The 23,651-nt window shown below is 69.6% G+C and carries 22 protein-coding genes; 14 read left to right on the plus strand and 8 right to left on the minus strand.

The genetic code is table 11. From position 1 onward, the window contains the following. Positions 1 to 132: 132 nt before the first annotated feature. The 6 genes from BKA10_RS05550 (at position 133) to BKA10_RS05575 (ending at position 5,809) form a co-directional block, all read left to right on the plus strand. Positions 133 to 771, plus strand: a complete 639-nt coding sequence (locus BKA10_RS05550) for a biotin transporter BioY (RefSeq protein WP_183498975.1) — start codon at positions 133 to 135, stop codon at positions 769 to 771. Between the two features lie 116 nt (positions 772 to 887). After that, positions 888 to 1,913, plus strand: a complete 1,026-nt coding sequence (locus tag BKA10_RS05555; RefSeq protein ID WP_183498976.1) for an ABC transporter substrate-binding protein — start codon at positions 888 to 890, stop codon at positions 1,911 to 1,913. Then, positions 1,910 to 2,965, plus strand: coding sequence for a FecCD family ABC transporter permease (locus tag BKA10_RS05560; protein WP_248198939.1), 1,056 nt, complete (start codon positions 1,910 to 1,912; stop codon positions 2,963 to 2,965). The genes BKA10_RS05555 and BKA10_RS05560 overlap by 4 nt, the downstream gene beginning before the upstream one ends. Beyond that, positions 2,965 to 4,032, plus strand: a complete 1,068-nt coding sequence (locus BKA10_RS05565) for a FecCD family ABC transporter permease (RefSeq protein WP_183498977.1) — start codon at positions 2,965 to 2,967, stop codon at positions 4,030 to 4,032. The genes BKA10_RS05560 and BKA10_RS05565 overlap by 1 nt, the downstream gene beginning before the upstream one ends. Next, positions 4,029 to 4,904, plus strand: a complete 876-nt coding sequence (locus BKA10_RS05570) for an ABC transporter ATP-binding protein (RefSeq protein WP_183498978.1) — start codon at positions 4,029 to 4,031, stop codon at positions 4,902 to 4,904. Before BKA10_RS05565 ends, BKA10_RS05570 begins: the two co-directional genes overlap by 4 nt. Continuing rightward, a complete protein-coding gene (locus BKA10_RS05575) occupies positions 4,901 to 5,809 on the plus strand; it encodes a siderophore-interacting protein (protein WP_183498979.1) in 909 nt (302 codons plus the stop codon). Before BKA10_RS05570 ends, BKA10_RS05575 begins: the two co-directional genes overlap by 4 nt. Here BKA10_RS05575 and BKA10_RS05580 read toward each other — a convergent pair. From BKA10_RS05580 to sufB, 7 genes are read right to left on the minus strand one after another with little or no spacing between them, the layout of a single operon-like run. After that, positions 5,779 to 7,155: an MFS transporter gene (locus BKA10_RS05580; protein ID WP_248198935.1), complete on the minus strand. Its 1,377-nt coding sequence runs from the start codon at positions 7,153 to 7,155 to the stop codon at positions 5,779 to 5,781. The genes BKA10_RS05575 and BKA10_RS05580 overlap by 31 nt on opposite strands. Further along, on the minus strand, positions 7,152 to 8,321 hold the full coding sequence (locus BKA10_RS05585) for a MalY/PatB family protein (RefSeq protein WP_248198934.1): 1,170 nt from the start codon (positions 8,319 to 8,321) through the stop codon (positions 7,152 to 7,154). Before BKA10_RS05585 ends, BKA10_RS05580 begins: the two co-directional genes overlap by 4 nt. Before the next feature lie 18 nt (positions 8,322 to 8,339). Further along, positions 8,340 to 8,669, minus strand: a complete 330-nt coding sequence (locus tag BKA10_RS05590) for a metal-sulfur cluster assembly factor (protein WP_183498980.1) — start codon at positions 8,667 to 8,669, stop codon at positions 8,340 to 8,342. Between the two features lie 9 nt (positions 8,670 to 8,678). After that, positions 8,679 to 9,461 (minus strand): Fe-S cluster assembly ATPase SufC, encoded by a 783-nt coding sequence (gene sufC / locus BKA10_RS05595; RefSeq protein ID WP_183498981.1) that lies wholly within the window; start codon positions 9,459 to 9,461, stop codon positions 8,679 to 8,681. A gap of 15 nt (positions 9,462 to 9,476) precedes the next feature. Beyond that, entirely contained in the window at positions 9,477 to 9,806 is a 330-nt protein-coding gene (locus BKA10_RS05600; protein WP_183498982.1) for a non-heme iron oxygenase ferredoxin subunit, read from the minus strand. Then, positions 9,803 to 10,990 carry a Fe-S cluster assembly protein SufD gene (gene sufD / locus BKA10_RS05605; protein WP_183498983.1) on the minus strand — a complete coding sequence of 396 codons (1,188 nt, stop codon included), beginning with the start codon at positions 10,988 to 10,990 and terminating at the stop codon, positions 9,803 to 9,805. Before sufD ends, BKA10_RS05600 begins: the two co-directional genes overlap by 4 nt. Next, positions 10,990 to 12,408 carry a Fe-S cluster assembly protein SufB gene (gene sufB, locus BKA10_RS05610; protein WP_183498984.1) on the minus strand — a complete coding sequence of 473 codons (1,419 nt, stop codon included), beginning with the start codon at positions 12,406 to 12,408 and terminating at the stop codon, positions 10,990 to 10,992. Before sufB ends, sufD begins: the two co-directional genes overlap by 1 nt. Positions 12,409 to 12,661: 253 nt before the next feature. Between sufB and BKA10_RS05615 the strand changes: the two genes are divergently transcribed. After that, positions 12,662 to 13,609, plus strand: coding sequence for a COX15/CtaA family protein (locus tag BKA10_RS05615; protein ID WP_183498985.1), 948 nt, complete (start codon positions 12,662 to 12,664; stop codon positions 13,607 to 13,609). 94 nt (positions 13,610 to 13,703) lie between these two features. Continuing rightward, complete coding sequence (locus tag BKA10_RS05620; RefSeq protein ID WP_183498986.1) at positions 13,704 to 14,129, plus strand: dinucleotide-utilizing enzyme; 426 nt, start codon at positions 13,704 to 13,706, stop codon at positions 14,127 to 14,129. Between the two features lie 144 nt (positions 14,130 to 14,273). Here BKA10_RS05620 and BKA10_RS05625 read toward each other — a convergent pair whose 3' ends face one another. Continuing rightward, on the minus strand, positions 14,274 to 15,209 hold the full coding sequence (locus BKA10_RS05625; protein ID WP_183498987.1) for a heme o synthase: 936 nt from the start codon (positions 15,207 to 15,209) through the stop codon (positions 14,274 to 14,276). Positions 15,210 to 15,517: 308 nt separating this feature from the next. Between BKA10_RS05625 and tkt the strand changes: the two genes are divergently transcribed. The 6 genes from tkt to pgl are packed head-to-tail and all read left to right on the plus strand — an operon-like array spanning position 15,518 to position 23,651. Continuing rightward, the gene (gene tkt / locus BKA10_RS05630; protein WP_183498988.1) at positions 15,518 to 17,593 is read left to right on the plus strand and encodes a transketolase; all 2,076 of its coding nucleotides are present in this window, start codon (positions 15,518 to 15,520) and stop codon (positions 17,591 to 17,593) included. Then, the gene (gene tal / locus BKA10_RS05635; protein ID WP_183498989.1) at positions 17,590 to 18,702 is read left to right on the plus strand and encodes a transaldolase; all 1,113 of its coding nucleotides are present in this window, start codon (positions 17,590 to 17,592) and stop codon (positions 18,700 to 18,702) included. The genes tkt and tal overlap by 4 nt, the downstream gene beginning before the upstream one ends. Next, entirely contained in the window at positions 18,699 to 20,318 is a 1,620-nt protein-coding gene (locus tag BKA10_RS05640) for a phosphoglucose isomerase-related protein (RefSeq protein WP_183498990.1), read from the plus strand. Before tal ends, BKA10_RS05640 begins: the two co-directional genes overlap by 4 nt. 14 nt (positions 20,319 to 20,332) lie before the next feature. Beyond that, positions 20,333 to 21,919: a glucose-6-phosphate dehydrogenase gene (zwf, locus tag BKA10_RS05645; RefSeq protein WP_183498991.1), complete on the plus strand. Its 1,587-nt coding sequence runs from the start codon at positions 20,333 to 20,335 to the stop codon at positions 21,917 to 21,919. Next, positions 21,916 to 22,854 carry a glucose-6-phosphate dehydrogenase assembly protein OpcA gene (locus BKA10_RS05650; protein ID WP_183498992.1) on the plus strand — a complete coding sequence of 313 codons (939 nt, stop codon included), beginning with the start codon at positions 21,916 to 21,918 and terminating at the stop codon, positions 22,852 to 22,854. Before zwf ends, BKA10_RS05650 begins: the two co-directional genes overlap by 4 nt. A gap of 20 nt (positions 22,855 to 22,874) precedes the next feature. Then, positions 22,875 to 23,651: a 6-phosphogluconolactonase gene (gene pgl / locus BKA10_RS05655; protein WP_183498993.1), complete on the plus strand. Its 777-nt coding sequence runs from the start codon at positions 22,875 to 22,877 to the stop codon at positions 23,649 to 23,651.

The raw sequence follows: 23,651 nt of genomic DNA on the forward strand, positions 1-23,651 counted from the left end.
CAGGATGCCACCGAATCCCACAACGGATGCGGGATCTCCTGTGCGTCCTCCTACACCCCGCCCCGGGAGCGCCTCCCCATAGGATGAGTCCCGACGCACGACTGAACGCCCCTCGACGCCTAGGAGACCCGCATGTCCCTCACCGCCGCGACCCGCCGTCCGGTCCTCGCCGACCTGATCGCCCGACCGTCCGACCGCGCTCGCGCGTTTGCCGTCGACGCCAGCCTCGTTCTCGCCGGGGTGGCTCTGGTGGCCCTGCTGGCGAAGGTCTCGTTCTGGATCGGCCCGGTGCCGATCACCGGGCAGACGCTCGGCGTCATCGTCGTCGGCGCCGCGCTCGGTGCACGCCGCGGTGCGGCAGCGCTGACGACCTACATGCTGGTCGGACTCGCCGGGCTGCCTGTGTTCGCCGGCCCGATCGCCGGCCCCGCCTACGTGCTCTCCCCCTCGTTCGGGTTCGTCCTCGGCTTCATCCCCGCGGCCTTCGCCGCCGGGTGGTTCGCGGAACGGGCGTGGGACCGCAAGCCGTGGCTGGCCTTCATCGGCTTCGTCGCAGCGAGCATCATCCCGTTCCTGATCGGCGTCCCGTACATGGCGCTCATCCTCAGCACCGTCCTGGGTGCCGAGATCACCTTCCTGTCGGTCATGGAGGCCGGCGTGTTCCCGTTCATCGCAGGCGGCATCATCAAGGCGGCGGTCGCCGCCCTGGTCATTCCGCTGGCATGGGCGGGCGTCCGTTCTGTGGAACGGGCCGCGAACCGCCGGCAGTGATTCGCCGCACCTGACACCTTCAGTCGCACTGCAGCGAACTCGCGCGAAAAGGCATCGGGGCTATAAGGTAAGGCTGCCCTTATCGGCAGTTCCCGAATCCTTCTGGAGGCTTTCCCGTGCCACGTTTCCGCATCGCCGCCCTCGCCGCCGCAGGTGCTCTCCTGCTCGCCGGCTGCGCCACAACGTCGGCTCCCGCCGCTGACGGCGACACCGACGGCGCCGCGTCGGACGCCTTCCCCGTCACGATCGAGCACGCGCACGGCGAGACCACGATAGGCAGCAAGCCCGAGCGCGTCGCCACGATCTCGTGGGGCAACCAGGATGTCGCCCTCGCGCTGGGCATCGTCCCGGTCGGCATGGACACCCAGGTGTGGGCCTGGAGCGGTACGGCCGACCCGGGCGTGTACGAGTGGACCAGCGACAAGCTGACCGAGCTCGGCGCCGAGCTGCCCGTGCTGTTCGACGTGACCGACGGTCTCGACTTCGAGGCGATCGCCGACACCACGCCGGATGTCATCCTCGCCGCCCAATCCGGTCTCAGCGAGGAGGACTACACCACCTTGAGCGGCATCGCACCCGTCGTCGCCTACCCCGACATCGCCTGGTTCACCCCGTGGCGCGAGCAGATCACCCTCAACGCCGAGGCACTGGGCCTGAAGGCGGAGGGCGAGGCGCTGGTCGCCGACCTCGAAGGCCAGATCGCCGATGCCACCGCCGACGCCGGCTTCGAGGGAAAGACCGCCGCGTTCTTCTACGCTAGCGCCGCCGACCTGTCGACGGTGTCGCTCTACACCGGCGGCGACTCGCGCACCGCACTGCTGCACGATCTCGGCTTCGACCTGCCCCAGGTGGCCGTCGACGCCGCGTCGGAAGGCTCGTTCTACCTGGACTTCAGTGCGGAGAACGCCGACCAGCTCGCCGATGTCGACGTCATCGTGACCTACGGCGACGAGACGCTGCTGCCCGCGCTGCAGGCCGACCCGCTGTGGAGCACCCTCCCCGCCGTGCGCAACGGCGCCGTCGTCGCCGTCGGCGAAGGCGACGACTTCAGCGCTGCCGTGAGTCCCACCGCCCTGTCGATCCCGTGGGTGCTCACCGACTACGTCGCCGCACTCGAGGAAGCGGCAGCGAAGGTTCAGTGACAGGCACTGTCGCCCCCCTGCGCCGCGCGTCCACCAGACCGGTGGGCGCGCGGCGCCGCGTCGTGGTCCTCGTCGTCGGCGTCGCCGCGGTCGCGGTGTCGATCGTCATCTCGCTGTCGTTCGGCTCCCGCCCTGTCAGCGCGGACCAGGTCGTCTTGGGAATCTCCACGTGGCTGCGCGGGGAGACCCCGGCCGACATCGGAGCACTCGCCGTGCAGAGCCGCATCCCGCGTACGGTCCTCGCGCTCCTCGCCGGCGCGGCCCTGGCCCTGTCGGGCGCCCTCATGCAGGCGATCACCCGCAATCCCCTCGCCGACCCCGGCATCCTCGGCGTCAACACCGGGGCGGCGCTGGCCGTCGTGATCGGCATCGCGTTCCTCGGCGTCTCCAGTGCCTTCGGCTATCTCGGTCTCGCCCTCATCGGCGCGTTCGTCACCGCCTTCTTCGTCTACTTCGTCGGCTCGGTCGGTGCGGGCGGAACGACGCCGATCAAGCTCGCGCTCGCCGGGGCTGCGACCACCGCAGCGCTCTCCTCGCTCGTCGCAGCGATCCTCCTGCCGCGTCAGGCCGTCATGGACGAGTTCCGCTACTGGCAGATCGGAAACGTCGGCAGGGCCGATTGGGACACGATGAGCGTCATCGTCCCCGTGCTGCTGATCGGCACGGTCATCGCTCTGCTCTGCGCGTCAGCGCTCAACGCCCTCGCGCTCGGCGACGACGTCGCGGTCGGCCTGGGGGTTCACGTCGGCCGGATCCGCATCGTCGCCGCCGTCGCGGGAGTCTCGCTGTGCGCCGCCGTCACCGCGGTGGCCGGCCCCATCGGCTTCGTGGGCCTCATGGTGCCGCACGCGGTGCGATTGGCCGCCGGTTCCGACCAGCGCTGGCTGCTGCCTCTGTCGGCACTCGGCGGCGCGGTCCTGCTCACCCTCGCCGATACGATCGGGCGCGTGCTCGGCTCTCCCGGTGAGGTCGAGGCCGGCATCATCACCGCTTTCCTGGGCGCACCCGTGCTCATCGCGATCGCCCGCCGCACCCGGATGAGGGCGCTGTGATGTCCCAGGTCACCGCCACGGCGCTGCCGGCGGTCACTGCCGCACATTTCGACCGCATCCGCGCCGGCCGCCGCCACCGCTCGCGCCGCAGGGTCGTCGCGATCTCGGTGATGAGCGTGATCATCGCCGTGCTGTTCGGCGCGATGCTCATGCTGGGCAACACGATCTATCCGGTCTCGGACGTCCTGGCCGTGCTGACCGGCCAGCAGGTGCCGGGCGCCTCGTTCACCGTCGGCACGCTGCGCCTGCCCCGCGCGCTCACCGCCGTGCTCGCCGGCATCGCGTTCGGCGTGGCGGGATCGACATTCCAGACGATGCTGCGCAATCCGCTCGCGAGCCCCGACATCATCGGCATCACCTCCGGGGCGAGCGCCGCGGCGATCTTCTCGCTCCTCGTGCTGCACTGGAGCGGTGCTGCCACGATGGCACTCGCGCTCGCCGCCGGCATCGTCACCGCCGTCGTCATCTACCTGGCCGCTCGCGGCGGCGAGTCGACCGGCGGTCGGCTGATACTCATCGGCATCGGCGTCGGCGCGATGCTCGACGCCGTCGTCGGCTTCATCCTGCTGCGCGCAGCTGTCTGGGATCTCTCCGTCGCCGCCCGCTGGATGACCGGCAGCCTCAACGGCTCGCGGATGGAAGACGTCCCGCCGCTGGCGATCGCCGTCATCGTGCTCGTGCCGGTCGTGCTGATCCTCGGTCGCGATCTGCGAGCGCTCGAACTCGGCGATGCCTCCGCCATCGCGCTGGGCGTGCGCGTCGATCGCACACGGGTCCTCCTGGTGGTGGCTGCCGTCGCCCTCGCCTGCTTCGCCACGGCCACCACCGGCCCGATCGCCTTCGTCGCCTTCCTCGCCGGTCCCATCGCCGCGCGCATGGTCGGCCCCGGCTCGTCGGTGATCATCCCGGCCGCCCTGACCGGCGCCTGCCTCGTGCTCGCCGCCGATCTCCTGGGCCAGTTCGCGTTCGACACGAAGTTCCCGGTCGGCGTCATCACCGGCATCCTCGGTGCTCCGTATCTCATCTACCTGCTCATCCGAACCAGCCGCCGCGGAGGATCGTCATGACCGCACAGCACGTCATTCGCACCGAGGGGCTGGTCTCCGGATACGGCAGCCGGAAGGTCATCGACGGGATCGACATCGAGATCCCGGCGGGACGGATCAGCGTCATCGTCGGCGCCAACGCGTGCGGCAAGTCGACGCTGCTGAAGACGATCTCGCGTCTGATCCCCGTGCACAGCGGCGCCGTCGTCCTCGACGGCAAACGCATCGACCAGATCCCCACCAAAGAGCTCGCCCGCACCCTGGGCCTGCTCCCCCAGCAGCCGATCGCCCCCGAGGGCATCGTCGTCGCCGACCTGGTGGGCCGCGGTCGGCACCCGCACCAGAAGCTGTTCCGATCGTGGACCGCCGACGACGACCGCGCCGTTGCGGAGGCACTCACGGCCACCGGGGTCGTCGAGCTTGCCGACCGTGCCGTCGATGAGCTCTCCGGCGGGCAGCGGCAGCGCGTCTGGATCGCCATGGCACTCGCACAGGAGACCGCCGTGCTGCTGCTGGACGAGCCCACCACCTTCCTCGATGTGTCCCACCAGATCGAGGTGCTCGATCTGCTCACCGACCTCAACGCCGCTCGCGGTACGACCATCGTCATGGTGCTCCACGACATCAACCTCGCCGCGCGCTACGCCGATCACCTGTTCGCTCTCCGTGACGGACGGCTGATCGCCGGCGGCGCCCCCGCGGACGTCGTGACGAGCGAACTCGTCCGCGACGTGTTCGACCTCGATTCCGTGGTGATCTCCGACCCCGTGTCGGGATCGCCCATCGTGCTGCCGCGCGGCCGCCACCACGTGCTGCCCGACGGCATCGTCCGCGACGGTCACAGGCCCGCCGACCACCCCCTTCCCGGCACACCGACAGGAGAAACCCGATGACCGATGAGCGCCCGACGAGTCGCTTCTTCCGCGCCCGCGTCACCTCGATCACCGATCTGACCCCGAGCTTTCGACGGTTCACCTTCGGCGGCGACGACCTCGCCGACTACGGCGACCCCGGGTTCGACCAGCGCATCAAGGTGATCTTCCCCACGGCCGGGCTGAGCCTCGATGACATGCCCACCGGCGAGGACTGGTACGCGCAGTGGCGCGAGCTGCCCGAGCACGCGCGCCCGCCGATCCGCACCTACACGACGCGCTACGTACGCAACGAGGTGAGCGAAGTGGACATCGACATGGTGGCCCACGATGTGCTCGGACCGGCGTCGGACTGGATCGCGCGGGCCGTGGTCGGTGACGAAGTCCTCATCTTCGCCCCGACGACCGCACACCCCGATCTCAGCTACGGCATCGACTTCGTCCCGCCGGCCCGCAGTGAGCAGATCATGCTCGTCGGCGACGAGACGGCCGCCCCCGCGATCGCGGTGATCCTCGAGCAGCTGCCCCGCGACGCCCGCGGCGTCGTGGTCGTCGAGGTCCCCCACCCCGGCGACGCCGCCTACCTCCCTGTCCACCCCGGCTTCGAGTACCGCGTCGGGGCCCGCACCGACGGCGATCGGCACGCGCACCTCGTGTCCGTCGTCGAGGAGACGGCGGGCGTGATCGTGCCGGCAGGACGCGGCGCCGAGGTCGAGGAGATCGACATCGACCACGACATCCTGTGGGAGGTGCCGCGCACGGCGAAGGGCGGTGCGGCGCTCAAGAGCGCCCCGCTGTACTCCTGGCTCGCCGGCGAGGCGGGCGCCATCAAGGCGCTCCGCCGCCACCTCGTCTCAGGACTCGGCGTCGACCGGCGCGCCGTCGCCTTCATGGGCTACTGGCGACTGGGCAAAGCCGAGAACTGACCTTCGCGCGCGCCGAGCCGCAGCCCCGGCACCAGCGCCAGCAGCGCCAGGGCGGTCGCGATGAGGAAGACCGCCGGGTATCCGGCATCCGTCCCCGCCAGGGCGACGAAGGTGAGCCCCATCACGGCGATGGATGCCGCGGCTCCCACCGCGTCGAAGATCGACAGAGCCGCCGAGTTGAACCCCTGATTGTGAGGCGTCGAGTAGGCGAGCGTCAGCACGGTGAGGCGCGGATACATGAGCCCCATGCCGCCGCCGGCGAAGGCCCAGGTCACGATGACCACCCACGCCGGCAGGTGCCAGGCCGCGCTGAGTGCCGCTGCGGCCGTCGCCATCACCAGCAGTGCGACGCCGATGATCGCGATCCGGGTGCTGCCTATCCGCTCGCCGAACCTGCCCTGCACGTCGGCGCCGAGCGCCCACAGCAGGGCCGCCGCGGTGAGGCCGAGGCCGGCCCAGGTCGTCGAGAAGCCGTAGTCCTCGATCAGCAGGTACGGCACGTAGATCTCGGCGCCGAACAGGCACCCGGCGATGAGTCCGCGCATGAGCACGACGCTGGGCAGGCCGCGCCGAGAGAACAGCGTTCCAGGCGGCACGAGCGGGCGCACCGCCACGACGATGAGGACGATCGCGACGAGCACCACCAGCGGCGCGAAGGCGCCCGTCGTGCCGGCCAGGCTCAGTCCCAGTGCCCCGACCGCCAGGAGGGTGGCCCACGCCAGTCGTCCGGTGAACGGCTCGCGCGACGGATCGGCCGTCCTCAGCGGCAGGCCGTGCAGCCGCAGATAGACGATCGTGAACGCGATCAGGGTGAGAGCGGCGACCCCGAGGAACACCCAGCGCCAGTGCAGGTACTCGGCGACGGCGCCCGCCAGGAACGGCCCGACCAGCGAGGGCACCACCCACGCGGCGGAGAACGCCGCGAACACGCGGCCGTGCAGGGCACCGGGATACACCCGGGCGACGATGACATAGAGGGCGACGGTCTCTCCCCCGGTGCCGAGTCCCTGCAGCAGCCGCCCCACGACGAGGATCTCCATGGTGGGCGCGAGTCCGGCTATCACCAGGCCCACCGCGAACAGGGCGACCGCAGTGGCCAGCGGCAGCACCGGGTCGCGGCGGTCGCTCCACGCGCCGATGGCGACCATGCCGATGACGCTCGTGGCCAGCGTGCCGGCGAAGGCCACCGCGTAGAGCCCTGCACCGTCGAGCTCGGCGCTGACGACCGGCATGACGGTCGTCACGGCGAGCGACTGCATCGCCGCGAGGAAGATCATCGCGACCGCGCCGGCGGTCACCCATGCGAAACGTGGATGCCAGATCCCCGCCGCGCGGGTCGTGGTCACCGGCCGACGAGCGACCCGATGCGGGTCACCGCCTCGCTCAGCAGCTCGGGCGAGCACCCGAAGTTGAGGCGGACGTGGCCGCTGCCCTGGGTGCCGAACTCGGGGCCGTGGTGCAGCGCGACGCGCGCGCCGGCCAGGATGTGGCGCGCCGGGTCGTCACCCCAGCCGTAGGCGGAGAGGTCGATCCACGCCAGGTAGCCGGCATCCGGTTTCCGGTACCGCGCGAGCGGCAGGTGCTCGGCCAGCAGATCGCCCAGCAGGTGCCCGTTCTCGTCGAGTGTCACCAGCTGCGCGTCGAGCCACGGATCCGACTCCGGCGAGAACGCTGCGACGCCGGCGAGGGCCCCGAACAGGCCCGTGCGCCACTCGACCTCGGGAGACAGTCCGCGCAGCACCGCGGTCGTCCGGTCGGACGCGGTGATCATGAGCGCGCACTTCAGACCCGCGAGGTTGTACGCCTTCGACGCGCTCGTGACCGCGTATCCCACTTCGGCGGCGGTGGTCGATGCCGCAAGGAACGGCGTGTAGCCGATGCCCGGCTGCACGAGCGGCGCGTGGATCTCGTCGCTGATCACGACCGCACCGAAGCCGGCGGCGAGGTCGGCGAGGGCCGCGAGGCTCTCACGGGAGTGGACGGTGCCGGTGGGGTTGTGCGGGTTGCACAGCAGCACGGCCCGCGCACCACCGGCCAGGGCTGCTTCGATGCCGAGCAGGTCGAGTTGCCACGCCGCACCGGTGTCGACCAGCGGCACCTCCTCGACCACGCCGCCGGCTTCGGGGATGCAGATCGCGAACGGCGGATAGACCGGGGGCGCGATGACCACGCGGTCGCCGGGTGAGATCGTGGCGCGGAGCAGCTCGACCACGCCCATCATGACATCGGCCGTCGACCGGATGCGCGCCGGATCGATGTCCCACCCGAACCGGCGGGAGGCGAACGCGGCGTAAGCGTCGCGCAGGCCGGGGTCCGGGGGCGTGTAGCCGGTGTCGCCGATGGCGATCGCGTCGGTGAGCACGCCGGTGATCGGCTCGGCGAGCGGGAAGTCCGTCTCGGCCACGAACATCGGGATCACGTCGTCCGGGTACGCGCGCCACTTCGTGCTGTGCCTGCGGCGCAGCACATCGAGCGGCAGCGCACGCAGCGCCGTCAGCGGCGAGGTCGACACAGGAGGTCCTCCGAGTGATCAGATGGCGAAGCCGAGCGCGCGCATCATGTCGCGCCCGTCGTCGGTGATGCGCTCGGGGCCCCACGGCGGCATCCACACCCAGTTGATGCGGAACTGCTCGACGACGCCGTCCAGCGACTGGGCGGTCTGCTCTTCGAGCACGTCGGTCAGCGGGCACCCCGCCGACGTCAGGGTCATGTGGATGACGAGTGCGTCGTTCTCGTCGTCCCAGCCGAGGTCGTAGATGAGTCCCAGGTCGACGACATTGATCCCCAGTTCGGGGTCCATCACGTCTTTGAGCGCCTCGGTGACCTCGTCGTACTTCTCGGGAGTGAGGGTGGCGGTCATGGCTTGATCCTAGACCTCGGCGGAGGCGACGGCGTCGTCCTCCTCGGGCAGGAACCGGTCGTAGCCTTCGTCCTCGAGCCGTGCGGCCAGCTCGGGCCCGCCCTCTTCGGCGATGCGGCCGTTCACCATCACGTGCACGAAGTCGGGCGTGATGTAGCGGAGGATGCGTGTGTAGTGCGTGATCAGCAGCACGCCGAGGTTCGTCTCCTCCTTGGCGCGGTTCACACCCTCCGACACGATCTTCAGCGCGTCGACGTCCAGGCCCGAGTCGGTCTCGTCGAGCACGGCCAGCGCCGGCTTGAGAAGCTCGAGCTGCAGGATCTCGTGACGCTTCTTCTCCCCGCCCGAGAAGCCCTCGTTGACATTGCGCTGGGCGAACTTCGGGTCCATGCGCAGGTTCTTCATCGCGCCCTTGACGTCCTTGGTCCACGTGCGGATCGCGGGTGCTTCGCCGTCGATCGCGGTCTTCGCGGTGCGCAGGAAGTTCGTCACCGTCACGCCGGGGATCTCGACCGGGTACTGCATCGCCAGGAACAGGCCGGCGCGCGCACGCTCGTCGACGGACATCGCCAGGACGTCCTCGCCGTCAAGCGTGATGGTGCCGGAGGTGACCGTGTACTTCGGGTGACCGGCGATCGTGTACGCCAGCGTCGACTTGCCCGAACCGTTGGGGCCCATGATGGCGTGGGTCTCACCGGTGCGGACCGTGAGGTCCACGCCGTTGAGGATCGGGATCACTCCGGCATCCGTCTCGACCGTCACGTAGAGGTCGCGGATCTCGAGAACAGACATTGCTGCCTTCCTTCTTCAGTTCACTTCTTTGGTCACGGTCGGGTCGATGAGGATCTCATCGCCGTCGATCGTGACGACATATACGGGAACCGGCTCGTAGGCCGGCAGGTTCAGCGGACGGCCGGAGCGCAGCGAGAACTGCGATCCGTGTGCCCAGCATTCGAGCGTGTCGCCCTCCACGAAGCCCTCGGACAGCGAGACGTCGCCGTGGGTGCAGGTGTCGCCGATCGCATGCACTTCGCCGCTCGAGTCGAGCACGACCGCGATCGGCACGTCGTCGATGACGACGCGCACGGCGGTGTCCTGCTCGAGGTCGCTCAGGTTCAGCACCTTCTGTGCGGTCATGCCTCGGTGCCTTCGGCGAGTTCTGCCTCGACGGCGGCGAAGAGCTCGGCCTCGAACTCGGGGATGCCGAGCTTCTGGACGATCTCGCCGAGGAAGCCGAGCACGACGAGGCGTCGCGCCTCGTCTTCGGCGATGCCGCGGCTCTGCAGGTAGAACAGCTGCTCGTCGTCGAAGCGACCGGTGGCGCTGGCGTGCCCGGCGCCGACGATGTCGCCGGTCTGGATCTCGAGGTTGGGGATCGAGTCGGCGCGTGCACCCTCGGTGAGCACCAGGTTGCGGTTCGCCTCATAGGAGTCGGTGCCCACGGCATCCGGCCCGATCAGGACGTCACCGATCCACACGCTGCGCGCATCGGTGCCCTGCAGGGCGCCCTTGTACAACACGTCGCCGGTGGTGTGCGGTCCCTTGTGGTGCAGGAAGACCTGGCTCTCCAGGTGCTGTCCGGCATCGGAGAACGACAGCCCGTAGAGCTTGCCGTTCGCACCGGCGCCGGCGAGCTCGACCGAGGGGTTCACCCGCACGACGCCGCCGCCGAGACTGATGACGGCGTGCGTGAGGGTGGCGTCGCGGTCGACGCGCGCCTGGTGCGCCGCCACGTGCACGGCGTCGTCCTCCCAGCGCTGCGCCGTGATGACGGTGAGCTGTGAGCCGTCGCGGGCGATGATCTCGACGTTCTGGGCGTACTGCGCGCTGCCCGAGTGGTAGAGCAGCACGGTGCCACGCGACTGAGGCATGGCCTCGATGACGATGTGCGCGTTGCCGTGCCGGTCGGCACCGAGGCCCCGGATCGGCACGATGACGGGCTCGGCGAGCTCCGCCTCGGCCGGGATGCGCACGTGCAGGGCATTCGCGCCGCGCTTCCAGGCGATCGCGCTGACGAGGTCTTCGGGTGTGAACACCTCGCCGCGCACGTCCGCGTCGTGGCCCGTCGAATCGACGAGGTGGTCGGCGATCGCGTCGACGTCGTAGGCGACGCCGGCCTCGGTCTCCTCATCGACGAACAGCGCGGCCAGGCGCGCGACGGGAGTGTGCTTCCAGTTCACCTCGCGGCCGGTCGGCTCGCCGAAATCAGTGGGGTCGAACGATCGCGGGCGCTCCGAGCGGGTCTGCACGGGAACGAACGCGGCCGCAGGGTCGATGTGACCCTCCGCCGAGGTGGCGGGGGCCTGAGTCGCTGTCGTCATCAGCCGACGGATCCTTCCATGCCCATCTCGATGAGCTTGTTGAGCTCGAGGGCATACTCCATGGGCAGTTCGCGTGCGATCGGCTCGATGAAGCCGCGCACGATCATGGCCATCGCCTCGTCTTCGGGCATGCCCCGGCTCATCAGGTAGAACAGCTGCTCCTCGCTGACCTTCGAGACGGTCGCCTCATGGCCCAGCTGCACGTCGTCGACGCGGATGTCGATGGCCGGGTAGGTGTCGGAGCGCGAGATGGAATCCACCAGGAGCGCGTCGCAGCGCACGGTGTTGGCCGAGTGGTGGGCATTGGCATCGACGCGCACCTCACCGCGGTAGCCGGCCCGGCCGCCCCCGCGGGCGATCGACTTCGAGACGATCGAGGACTGCGTGTGCGGGGCCATGTGGACCATCTTGGCGCCGGCGTCCTGGTGCTGGCCGGGACCGGCGAAGGCCACCGAGAGCGTCTCGCCCTTGGCGTACTCGCCCATGAGGAAGATCGACGGGTACTTCATCGTCACCTTCGAGCCGATGTTGCCGTCGACCCATTCCATCGTGGCGCCCTCGTGGGCCACGGCACGCTTGGTGACGAGGTTGTAGACGTTGTTCGACCAGTTCTGGATCGTCGTGTAGCGGACGCGGGCGTTCTTCTTCACGATGATCTCGACGACCGCCGAGTGCAGTGAGTCCGACTTGTAGATCGGTGCCGTGCAGCCCTCGATGTAGTGCACGTACGAGCCTTCGTCGGCGATGATGAGCGTCCGCTCGAACTGGCCCATGTTCTCGGTGTTGATGCGGAAGTAGGCCTGCAGCGGGATCTCGACGTGGACGCCCGGCGGGACGTAGACGAACGAACCGCCCGACCAGACCGCGGTGTTCAGTGCCGCGAACTTGTTGTCGCCCGCGGGGATCACGGTGCCGAAGTACTCCTCGAAGAACTCGGGGTGCTCGCGCAGCGCGGTGTCGGTGTCCATGAAGATGACACCCTGCTGCTCGAGGTCCTCACGGATCTGGTGGTAGACCACCTCGGACTCGTACTGCGCGGCGACGCCGGCGACCAGGCGCTGACGCTCGGCCTCGGGGATGCCCAGCTTCTCGTAGGTGTTGCGGATGTCTTCGGGGAGGTCCTCCCACGATTGCGCCTGCTTCTCGGTCGAGCGCACGAAGTACTTGATGTTGTCGAAGTCGATGTCGCTGAGGTCAGCACCCCACGTCGGCATCGGCTTGCGACCGAACAGCTGGTAACCCTTGAGCCGGGTCTTCAGCATCCACTCCGGCTCATTCTTGAGAGCAGAGATGCCGCGCACGACCTCTTCGCTGATGCCACGCCGCGCGACGGCGCCCGCAGCGTCCGTGTCGTGCCAGCCGAACTCATACACGCCGAGGCTGTCGAGTTCGGGTCTGTCGATCAGGACATCCGACATGGAATTACCTCCTCTGGGCCCGGACGGTGTCATCCGCTCCGGCATTCCCGGTCCTCGTGGAGTGTGCGAGGGCAGGATGCCGCTTTCAGGGCCACATTGAATTCGTTGTCCGAACGCGCAGGGTTCGCGCGCCTAGACTTGGGGGGACGATCAGCGGCTCGAGCCGCGTCATCTCACCCCTCAACTCTACAGGCAACGCCCGACCCTCGGCGTGCCACCGCCCGCCTCACGGGTGCCACTCAGGAGGAAGCGCATGACCACCGCGCCGACCACGCCGACCGCCTCGACCGCGCCATCGCGGGCCGCGTGGCTCCCGGACCGCATCGATGGCCGCATCACGGTCGTCGCATGGCTGAACTTCATCGGCAACGTCCTGATCATCGCCACCGGCGGGGCCGTGCGGCTCACCGGCTCGGGTCTGGGCTGCCCGACCTGGCCGCTGTGCACTCCGGACTCGCTCGTCCCCACGCCGGCGCTGGTCGACGACGGCATCCACTCGCTCATCGAGTTCGGCAACCGGCTCATGAGCCCGCTGCTGGGGATCCTGGCCCTCGTCCTGCTCGTGCTGGTGTGGCGGCTGCGCCGCACCCGGCGCGACGTGTTCGTGCTGGCCTGGGTCGTCATGGGCGGCGTCCTCGCCCAGGCGGTCGTGGGCGGCATCACGGTCTGGACGGGCCTGAACCCTTTCATCGTCGGGTTCCACTACGTCGCCTCGCTCACCCTGGTCTGCGTCACCGCGGCCCTGCTCGTGCGGCTGCACACCGCACCCGGCCCGCGCGAGCGCGCGGTGCCGGCCTGGTACGCGATCACGACCCACGTGACCACACTCGTGCTGGCCCTCACGATCGCCTTCGGAGTGCTCACCACCGGCGCCGGCCCGCACTCCGGCGACGCGACCGCCGGCCGCAACGGCTTCGACGCGACGATCCTCGAGCACGTGCACGCCTGGCCCGGCTACGCGCTGCTCGTGCTGACCCTGGTGCTGACCGTCGCCGCCTGGCTGCGGCGTCTGCCCACGCGTCGCTGGATCACCGCGCTGCTGATCGTCGAGTTCGTCCAGATCGCCGTCGGCCTGTACCAGGCGCGCAACGGCCTGCCCGAGCTTGCGGTCGGCGTGCACATGGTGCTGGCGGCCCTGACGGCCGCGGCGATGACCGTGGTCGTGATGCGCCTGACGGCTCCGCGCACAGCGCGCTCATAGGAGTCACAAGGGGTTCACCCGGATCTGCGGGAGAGAGTGTCCGCAGCCGCTCTCCGCGGCTCCGCATGCCCCCGAGCGACCCCTGAGGAGTCTCATGAACACCCGTCCCCGCCTGATCCGCCGCATCCCCTTCTGGGTTCTTATCGTCGGCTCCCTCGCCTCCGCCGCCGGCGGCGCGTATCTGCTGGTGACCAAGCTCGGCACGATGGATGCCGGGCTGCTCGACGGCACGGCCACGACCAGCGATGTGTATGTGGGCCAGATCTGGGGCGTCACCGGTGCGATCCTCATCGGCGCGGGCATCGTGGGCCTGCTGCTCGCCCTGAGCGTCGCGTCGCTGCGTGCGTTCGCCCCGCAGGCGCCGGCAGTCGACGAGCCTGTCGCCGCGGCATCCACCGACGACGAAGGCGCCGATGCCACTGACGACGACAGCGCCGAGCCCACCGCCGACGCAGGCGAGAGCCTCGGTTACGACAGCGAGCTCGGCTACACGCCGGCCGAGACCGTCGCGACGCGCTGACTCAGTCGGCCCCGTCCGCTCACCGCAGTTCGCGGAAGGGCGACGGGGCCGCGTCGGTCGTCAGCCCGAACAGGCGCACGACCCGGCCGGAGTCCCGCTCGTAGGTGCGATAGCCCGGCCACTGCGCGACGGACGCCCACGCGATCAGAACGGCAGCAGCGGGTCGATCGCGATCGCGAGGAAGAGCAGGGTCAGGTAGGTGATCGACGCGTGGAAGACGCGCATCGGCTTGACCCGCTCGCCGCGCACCGCGCGGTTGTAGAGGACATGCGACTCGTAGATGAACCAGCCGCCGAACACGACCGACGAGACCGTGTAGACCAGGCCCATGTCGGCGACCGGGACCAGCAGCAGCGAGCACGCGACGGTCGCCCATGCGTAGAGGATGACCTGCAGCCCGACCTGCGAACCGTTCCGGGTCGCGCCGAGCATGGGCACGTCGGCCTCTTCGTAGTCGCCCTTGTACTTCATCGACAGCGGCCAGTAGTGCGGCGGCGTCCACAGGAACACGAGCACGAACAGGATCAGCGGCGCCCAGTCGAGCGATCCGGTCACCGCCGACCAGCCGATCAGCACCGGGAAGCACCCGGCGATGCCGCCCCACACGATGTTCTGCTCGGTGCGGCGCTTGAGGATCATCGTGTAGATCACGACATAGAAGAAGATGGCGGCGGCCGACAGGGTCGCGGCGAGCCAGTTGGTCGTCAGGAGCAGCCAGACGGTGGATGCCACGGCGAGCACCCACGAGAAGATGAGCGCCGCGCGCGGCGAGATCTCGCCGGTCACCAGCGGCCGGCCGGCCGTGCGCTTCATATGCGCGTCGATGTCGCGGTCGAGGTACATGTTGAACGACGCCGCCGAACCGGCGCTCATCGAGCCGCCGATCACGGTCGCGAGTACGAGCCACAGATTCGGGATGCCGCCCTCGGCGAGGATCATCACCGGAACGGTCGTCACCAGCAGCAGCTCGAGCACGCGCGGCTTGGTCAGCGTGACGTAGGCGGCGATGGTGCGCCGGATGCCCTTGCGCTGATCGGTCGTGGCGGGTGCCGCCCCTGAGACCGGCTGAGTGATGTCCATGACCCCCGCAATCGCTGCTCGCACAGTTCATTTCATTCTATGTCATCGGGTCGCAGCGGCCGGCGCGCACCTCACAATGCCCGGGCCGGACACGTGAGCACAACGTCACCGGCGGGAAACGGCGCCGACATCGCCGTCGCCCGGCGGTCGGCAAGACTCGTGGCAACACGGTGCACATGGCCGGGGCAGCATGCCCCTTCGCTATGCTGAGACCACACGCGCGCCCTGCGCCGACTCCTCCTTTTCCGCCCCGGACGAGGCCGCGGATCGGTTGGGTCTGGGCGCACTCTTGATGAAAGGCTGCCCGAGTGTCGGAACTGCTTTGGGATGAGATCGATCGGCGCGCGGTGGACACCGCTCGCGTACTGGCTGCGGATGCCGTGGAGAAGGTCGGCAACGGCCACCCCGGCACCGCGATGAGCTTGGCGCCGGCGGCGTACCTGCTGTACCAGCGGGTGCTGCGGCACGATCCGACCGACACCGGCTGGCTGGGCCGCGACCGGTTCATCCTGTCGGCCGGGCACTCGTCGCTGACGCAGTACGTGCAGCTGTACCTGGGCGGCTTCGGTCTCGAGCTCGACGACCTGAAGTCGCTGCGCACCTGGGGCTCGCTGACCCCGGGCCACCCCGAGTACGGGCACACCAAGGGCGTCGAGATCACGACCGGCCCACTGGGCCAGGGTCTGGCATCGGCGGTCGGGTTCGCGTATGCATCACGGTACGAGCGCGGTCTGTTCGATCCGGATGCCGCGGCGGGCACCTCGCCGTTCGATCACTTCGTGTATGTCGTCGCCGGCGACGGCGACCTGCAGGAGGGCGTCACCAGCGAAGCGGGAAGCCTCGCCGGTCACCAGAAGCTGGGCAACCTGATCGCGATCTACGACTCGAACCAGATCTCCATCGAAGACGACACCAACGTCGCGTTCTCCGAAGACGTCGCCGCCCGGTATGAGGCGTACGGCTGGCACGTGCAGACGGTGGACTGGAAGAAGACAGGCGAGTACGTCGAGGACGTCGCCGCCCTGCACGCCGCGATCGAGGCGGCCCAGGGCGAAATGGACAAGCCCTCGCTGATCGTCCTGAAGACGATCATCGGCTGGCCCTCGCCCGGCAAGCAGAACACCGGCAAGATCCACGGCTCGGCGCTGGGCGCCGACGAGCTGGCCGCCACCAAGAAGGTCCTCGGCTTCGACCCCGAGCAGAACTTCGTCGTCGCCGACGACATCCTCGCCCGCACCCGGGCCCTCGCCGACCGTGCCGCCGAGGCGCGCGCAGCCTGGCAGACTTCGTTCGATGCGTGGGCCGCCGCCAACCCCGAGCGCAAGGCGCTGCTGGACCGCCTCGAGTCGGGCGTGCTGCCCGAGGACGTCACCGTGCCGAGCTTCGAGGCCGGCAAGGACGTGTCGACCCGCGCCGCGTCCGGCCAGGTCATCAACGCCCTCGCCGACCAGCTGCCCGAGCTGTGGGGCGGCTCGGCCGATCTGGCCGAGTCGAACCTCACCACCATCAAATCGGCGAAGAGCTTCATCCCCTCCGAGTGGTCGACCCACGAGTGGTCGGGTGACCCGTACGGCCGGGTGCTGCACTTCGGCATCCGCGAGCACGCGATGGGCGCGATCGTCAACGGCATCAAGCTGCACGGTCCGACGCGTCCGTTCGGCGGCACGTTCCTGATCTTCAGCGACTACATGCGCCCCGCCGTGCGGCTGGCTGCCCTCATGGACATCGCGTCGGTGTTCGTGTGGACGCACGACTCGGTCGCCCTCGGCGAGGACGGCCCCACGCACCAGCCCATCGAGCAGCTGGCCACCCTGCGCCTGATCCCGAACTTCACCGTCGTCCGGCCGGCCGACGCGAACGAGACCGCCGCCGCGTGGCTCGAGATCGTCCGGCGCCAGGGCGGCCCCACCGGCATCGCACTGACTCGCCAGAACATCCCGACCTTCCCGCGCGGCGAGGACGGGTTCGCGACCACCGACGGCGTCGCCAAGGGCGCGTATGTGCTCATCGACGCACCGGACGGCGCGCCCGACGTGGTTCTCATCGCCACCGGCTCCGAGGTGCAGCTCGCCGTCGCGGCGCGAGAGACCCTGGCCGCCGAGGGCATCAATGCCCGCGTCGTGTCGGCGCCGTCGCTGGAGTGGTTCGCCGAGCAGGACGAGGACTACCGTGAGAGCGTCATCCCGGCATCCATCCGCGCCCGTGTCTCGGTCGAAGCCGGCGTCACGGGCCTGTGGCGCAGCATCGTCGGCGACACCGGCCGCACCGTCGGCATCGACCACTTCGGCGCTTCCGCCGACTACAAGACCCTGTTCCAGAAGTTCGGCGTCACCGCCGACGCGGTCGCCGACGCGGCCCGCGCAACCGTCAAGGAGAACGCATGAGCACCCCCACCCAGGCTCTGTCCGACGCAGGCGTCAGCATCTGGCTCGACGACCTGTCCCGCGCGCGGATCACGTCGGGCAACCTCGCCGATCTGATCAAGACGCGCAATGTCAGCGGTGTGACCACGAACCCGACGATCTTCCAGGGCGCGATCGGCAACACCGATGACGACTCGTATGATGACGCGATCGCCGCTCTCGCTGAGCGCGGCGCATCGGCGGACGAGGCGATCTTCGAGCTCACGACGAACGACGTGCGCGACGCGGCCGACATCTTCCGCCCGGTCTTCGACGCCACCGGCGGCGAGGACGGCCGGGTGTCGATCGAGGTCTCCCCCGACCTCGCCCACGACACCGAGGCGACCGTCGCCGAGGCGAAGAAGCTGTGGGCGAAGGTCGACCGCCCCAACGCGCTGATCAAGATCCCGGCGACCAAGGCCGGCATCCCGGCGATCACCGCGACGCTCGCCGCCGGCATCCCGGTCAACGTCACCCTGATCTTCAGCCTCGAGCGCCACGCCGACGTCATCGAGGCCTATCTCGCCGGCATCGAGCAGGCCCGCGAGAACGGCCACGACATCTCGAAGATCCACTCCGTGGCCTCGTTCTTCGTGTCCCGCGTGGACACCGAGGTCGACAAGCGACTGACGGCGATCGGCACCGACGAGGCCCTCGGCCTCAAGAGCCTCGCCGGCGTCGCCAATGCGCGCCTGGCCTACGAGCTGTTCGAGCAGAAGTTCGCCGAGGCGCGTGCAAAGTCGCTGACGGATGCCGGGGCGAACCTGCAGCGGCCGCTGTGGGCGTCGACGGGTGTAAAGGACCCGAACCTGCCCGACACGCTCTACGTGACCGAGCTCGTCGCCGGCGGCACCGTCAACACGATGCCCGAGAAGACGCTCGAGGCCACCTTCGACCACGGCGAGATCGCCGGCGACACCGTGACCGGCACGTACGCCGGTGCCCACGACGTGTTCGCCAGGCTCGCCGCCGTCGGCGTCAACTTCGACGATGTGACCCAGGTGCTCGAGGACGAAGGCGTCGACAAGTTCATCGCCTCGTGGCACGACCTGCAGCAGACGGTCGTGGCCGCCCTCGAGGGTGCGCGGTGAGCTTCGAGATCCACGTCTCGGGGCACGCCAAGCGTGCCGTCGAGCAGTCGCTGCCGGGGCTGGTCGACAGCCTCGTCGCGAGTGGGATCACGGCCGGCGACGCCGACCTCTGGGGCCCCGGGGCCGCGGCCGAGGCCGCCCAGCGCCTCGGCTGGGTGCAGGCCGTCTCGGTCTCCCGTCCGCTCGTGGCCGAGATCGTCGCGCTGCGCGAAGAGCTCATCGCCAAGGGGATCACCCGCGTGGTGCTGGCCGGCATGGGCGGCTCGTCGCTCGCGCCCGAGGTCATCACCCGGACAGCGGGCGTGCCGCTGGTCATCCTCGACTCCACCTCACCCGGTCAGGTGCTCGCCGCGATCGACGGCGACGCCGAGGCCGGCGGGCTGGAGCAGACGGTGCTCGTCGTGGCATCGAAGTCCGGCTCCACCGTCGAGACCGACTCGGCCCGCCGGGCTTTCGAAGCGGCGTGGACCGATCTGGGCATCGACCCCGCCGAGCGCATCGTCGTGGTCACCGACCCGGGTTCGCCCCTGGAGGAGTCCGCCCGCACAGCGGGCTATCGCGTGTTCTCCGCCGACCCCGCGGTCGGCGGTCGCTACTCGGCGCTGACCGCCTTCGGGCTCGTCCCGTCGGGCCTGGCCGGAGCCGACATCGAGGAGATGCTCGATGAGGCCGAGGCGACGCTGCTCGAGGTGGCGATCGACGACCCGAAGAACCCGGCGCTCGTGCTCGCTGCGGCCATCGCCGGCGGCGAGCCGCGCCGTGACAAGCTCGGCCTGATCACCGACGGCACCCACATCGAGGGCCTGCCGGACTGGATCGAGCAGCTGGTCGCCGAATCGACCGGCAAGAACGGCACCGGCATCCTGCCCGTCGTCCTGCTGCCCGTCTCCCCCGAAGTCGACCAGACCCCCGATGACCTCCAGCTCGTGCGCATCGTCGACGACGCCGTGCACTTCCAGATCATCGAGCAGCACCCCGGCGAGATCCTGATCTCAGGCTCGCTCGGAGCCCAGTTCGTCGTCTGGGAGTACGCGACCGCGATCGCCGGGCGGGTCCTGGGCATCAACCCCTTCGATCAGCCCGACGTCGAGTCGGCGAAGGAGGCGACCCGCGGTCTGCTCGACGCCCGACCCGACACCCCCGCTCCGGCCTTCGTGGAGCAGGGTGTCGAAGTGCGCGTCTCGGACCCGGCGCTGGCCGCGTCGGGCACCCTCGAGGGCGTGTTCGACGCCCTCTGGAACACGGTGCCCGCCGACGGCTATGTCGCCATCCAGGCGTACGTCGACCGTGTCTCGCTGCCGCACCTGTCGGGGCTGCGCGAGATGGTCGCCGCGGACTCGGGCCGGCCGACCACGTTCGGGTGGGGGCCGCGGTTCCTGCACTCGACCGGCCAGTACCACAAGGGCGGCCCGGCGCACGGCGTGTTCCTGCAGATCCGCGAATCCACCGATGTCGACCTGGAGATCCCCGGCCGCCCGTTCACGTTCGGCGAACTGCTGCGCGCGCAGGCCGACGGCGATGCCCAGGTTCTCGCCGCCCATGGCCGTCCGGTCATCACCCTGACCCTGACCGACCCCCAGGTCGAGGTCCTGACGCTGTTCGAAGCAGCACAGTAGGAGCACCCCGCCCCATGTCATTCGACACACCCGGAACGCTCGGAACCTCCGAGCCGGACGGCGTCGAGATCTCGCGTGGCAGCAACCCGCTGCGCGATCCCGACGACCGTCGACTCAGCCGCATCGCCGGCCCCAGCGCCCTCGTGATCTTCGGCGTGACAGGCGATCTGTCGCGCAAGAAGCTCATGCCCGCCGTGTACGACCTCGCCAACCGCGGCCTGCTGCCCCCGGGCTTCGCACTCGTCGGGTTCGCTCGCCGCGACTGGAAGGACCAGGACTTCGCGAAGGTCGTCTACGACGCCGTCCGGCAGCACGCGCGCACGCCGTTCCGCGAGGAGACCTGGAAGCAGCTGCTGCAGGGCATCCGCTTCGTCTCCGGCGAGTTCGGCGACCCGGCGGCCTTCCTGCGGCTGCGTGAGACCGTCGAGAAGCTCGACGTCGAACGCGGCACGATGGGCAACCACGCCTACTACCTGTCGATCCCCCCGAAGGACTTCCCGACCGTCGCCACCCAGTTGAAGAACTCGGGGCTGGTCGATGACACCGACGACGACAGCTGGCGGCGCGTGGTCATCGAGAAGCCGTTCGGCCACGACCTGCCCAGCGCCCGCGCACTCAACGAATCGCTCGAGGTCGCCTTTCCCGCCGACTCGATCTTCCGCATCGACCACTACCTCGGCAAGGAGACGGTCCAGAACATCCTGGCGCTGCGCTTCGCGAACGAGTTCTTCGAGCCGCTGTGGAACGCGAACTACGTCGACCACGTGCAGATCACGATGGCCGAGGACATCGGCGTCGGCGGTCGTGCCGGCTACTACGACGGCATCGGCGCAGCACGCGACGTCATCCAGAACCACCTGCTGCAGCTGCTGGCGCTGACGGCCATGGAAGAGCCCATCACCCTCGACGCCACGCAGCTGCGGGCCGAGAAGGAGAAGGTCCTCGCCGCCGTCAAGCTCCCCGACGACCTGTCCACCGCCACCGCGCGCGGTCAGTACGCGGGCGGCTGGCAGGGCGGCGAGCAGGTCACCGGCTTCCTCGACGAAGACGGCATGAATCCGCAGTCCACGACCGAGACGTACGCGGCCGTGAAGCTCGAGATCGCGACCCGCCGCTGGGCCGGCGTCCCGTTCTACCTGCGCACCGGCAAGCGCCTCGGCCGCCGCGTGACAGAGATCGCCGTCGTGTTCAAGGAGACCTCGCAGCACCTGTTCCGGCGCAGCCAGACCCTCGAGCACAGCCAGAACGCCCTGGTCATCCGCATTCAGCCCGACGAGGGCGTGACCATCCGGTTCGGATCGAAGGTGCCCGGAGCGGCGAACGAAGTGCGCGACGTCACGATGGACTTCGGCTACGGACACGCCTTCACCGAGTCGAGCCCCGAGGCCTACGAGCGCCTGATCCTCGACGTGCTGCTGGGCGACCCGCCGCTGTTCCCCCGTCATCAGGAGGTCGAGCTCTCGTGGCGCGTCCTCGACCCGGTCGAGCAGTACTGGGCCGCGCAGGGCGGACCGCTCGAGCAGTATTCCCCCGGTTCGTGGGGCCCATCGTCCGCCGACGAGCTGCTGGCTCGCGATGGCCGCGTCTGGAGGCGCCCATGATCATCGACCTACCCGACACCACGGTCTCGAGGATCGCCCGTTCGCTGGTCAGTGTGCGCGAAGAGGGCGGCGCCGTGGCCCTCGGCCGCGTGCTGACCCTGGTCATCGTCTCCTCGAGCGGACTCGAGGAAGACGTCATCGAGGCGGCCAACGACGCCTCGCGCGAGCACCCCATGCGCGTCATCGTGCTGACCGCCGACACGGCCGGTGAATCGAAGCTCGACGCCCAGATCCGCGTGGGCGGCGACGCCGGCGCGAGCGAGGTCATCGTGCTGCGCGCCTCGGGCGACGCGGCCGGCAGCGAAGAGGCTCTCATCACCGGGCTGCTGCTGCCGGATGCCCCGGTCGTCGCCTGGTGGCCCGACCATCCGCCGCTCGAGCCGGCGCGCTCGCCCATCGGGCGCATGGCGCAGCGACGGATCACGGATGCTGCGACGCGGCCGTACTCGCCCGATCGACTGGCGCAGCTGGCCTCCGGGCACGCTCCCGGCGACACCGATCTGGCATGGACGCGCCTGACCCACTGGCGCGAGCAGCTCGCCGCAGTGCTCGACCAGCCCCCGTACGATCGGGTGACCGCGGTCGAGGTCGTCGGCAGCGCGAGCTCGCCGTCGACGGCGCTGCTGGCGGCCTGGCTGCGGCTCAAGCTCGACGTGCCCGTGGAATGGCACTACGCCCAGCGCGAGAACTGGGAGCACGGCATCCAGAAGGTCCGCCTGACCCGCGCCTCCGGCGATATCGTCCTGGAGCGGAGCAACCCGATCGACGCGACGCTGACCCAGCCCGGACAGCCGTCGCACGACATCGTGCTGCCGCGTCGCACCCTGCGCGAGTGCCTCGCCGAAGAGCTCCGCCGTCTGGATCCGGACCTCCTGTATGGTCGAGTGATCACCGAGGGGTGGGAGCTTCTGGAGCCCCCGACGACCGCGGAGTAGGGCACAGGAGGCACCGTCGCATGGCTGAGTTCTGGACCGAGAAGCGTGTCGTCATCAGTCCGGACGCGGCCGAGCTGGTCACCTCCGTCGCGGCCCGCTTCTTCGACCGCATCGGCAAACGCACCGGCGCGGGCAAGACGGCGCATATCGCTCTGACCGGCGGTGTCATCGGCACCGAGGTGCTGCGTGCCATCGGCGCCGACCCGGCTCGCCATGACATCGACTGGTCGTCGGTGCATCTGTGGTGGGGCGATGAGGTGTTCGCGCCCTGGGACAGCGCCGAGCGCAACCATCACGCCGCCCGGGTGCTGCTGGATGCCATCGATATCCCGACGGCGAATGTCCACCCGATGCCGTCGTCCGACGACGTTGCGGACATCGACGACGCCGCGTCCGCCTACGCCGCCGAGCTCGCCCGGTTCGGCGACGACGAGCGGGCCTGGCCGACCTTCGACGTCTGCTTCCTCGGCGTCGGGCCGGATGCGCACATCGCCGCGCTCTTCCCCGATCGCGCCGAGATCCAGGTCGTCGATCGCGCGGTGGTCGCCGTGCGCGACTCCCCCAAGCCGCCGTCGCTGCGCCTCACGCTGACCCGCCCCGTCCTGAACTCGTCACGACGGGTGTGGATGGTGATCGCCGGAGACGACAAGGCTGCCGCGCTCGGGCTGGCGCTGGCCGGAGCGAGCTATGAGAGCGTGCCGGCAGCCGGGGCGAAGGGGCGCAAGCGCACCATCCTGTTCGTGGACCGCGCGGCTGCGGCTCAGGTCCCGGCCGAGCTCATCGACCAGGAATACTGA

This window comes from Microbacterium invictum (genome assembly GCF_014197265.1).
Classification (GTDB): domain Bacteria; phylum Actinomycetota; class Actinomycetes; order Actinomycetales; family Microbacteriaceae; genus Microbacterium; species Microbacterium invictum.